This window comes from Sabulicella rubraurantiaca (assembly GCF_017355885.1).
Lineage (GTDB): Bacteria > Pseudomonadota > Alphaproteobacteria > Acetobacterales > Acetobacteraceae > Roseococcus > Roseococcus rubraurantiacus.
Map to the genome: position 1 here is coordinate 1 of NZ_JAFEUU010000058.1, position 1,022 is coordinate 1,022.

Below are 1,022 nucleotides of genomic sequence, written 5' to 3' on the forward strand. Positions count from 1 at the left end.
GGTTCTACCTTAAGTGTCTAGGCTAACCGCAAGGAGGCCGGTCACCACGGTAGGGTCAGCGACTGGGGTGAAGTCGTAACAAGGTAGCCGTAGGGGAACCTGCGGCTGGATCACCTCCTTTCAAGGAATGCCGATGACGTGGGCCGGGCTCGCCTGGCCGTGGTTGTTGGTGTCCGACATTTGCTTGTTCATGCCTGCCTTTGGCTGGTCTCCCCGCTCCGGATGGGGCGAGGTTGGCTGGCTGTCCTGAATGACCGGAAGCGCTGCGAGCCATGGACTGGTTCCGGGTTTGGCCTGGGACTGGTGCGCGGGTTGATGCCGGGGTCTGGTGCGAGCCAGATCGGGCGCCGACCGCGCATCCCGATGGTTTTGGTTGAAGAGTGGAGATGGTTGGCTGGCTGGGTAGGTCCTGACCTCGGGGCACGGTCCTTCGGTTGGGGGATCCGTTGGCTTGCTGGGTGAGGGCCAGTAGCTCAGTTGGTTAGAGCACACGCTTGATAAGCGTGGGGTCGGAGGTTCAAGTCCTCCCTGGCCCACCAGGCTGCTCCGCTGGAGCCCTTTCTGGGGTTTACGGGGGCGTAGCTCAGTGGGAGAGCACCTGCTTTGCAAGCAGGGGGTCGTCGGTTCGAATCCGACCGTCTCCATGGAGTGAAGGGTGCCGGATCGAGGGCTTGGGCCTTCTCGGGCATCCGCATGCGGCGGTTGCTGCACAACGGGTTTGCCGCTGGTGCGGCCTGGGCCAGAAGCCTGGGTGAGCGCTGGGGGCGTGTTGTTTGACAGGTGAATCGGATTGGTTGGTTGTGTGAGTGAGAGTGACTAATGCTGGGCATTTTTTGATGCCATTGGCATGCGTCACGTGTGGGCCTTGGTCCTGCGTGCGGGTGCTGGTGGTGGATGAGCGCGATAAGGGCGTTCGGTGGATGCCTTGGCGCCAAGAGGCGATGAAGGACGTGGCACGCTGCGAAAAGCCGCGGGGAGATGCGAGCGATCGTTGATCCGCGGATGTCCGAATGGGGAAACCC

At 62.3% G+C, this 1,022-nt stretch carries 2 tRNA genes and 2 rRNA genes; all 4 read left to right on the plus strand.

Annotated elements, in window-relative coordinates:
- Positions 1–121, plus strand: a 16S ribosomal RNA gene (locus JTJ31_RS24350); the annotation flags it as partial.
- 341 nt (positions 122–462) lie between these two features.
- Positions 463–539 (plus strand) — tRNA-Ile (locus tag JTJ31_RS24355).
- Between the two features lie 33 nt (positions 540–572).
- Positions 573–644, plus strand: a tRNA-Ala gene (locus JTJ31_RS24360).
- A gap of 249 nt (positions 645–893) precedes the next feature.
- Positions 894–1,022, plus strand: a 23S ribosomal RNA gene (locus tag JTJ31_RS24365); the annotation flags it as partial.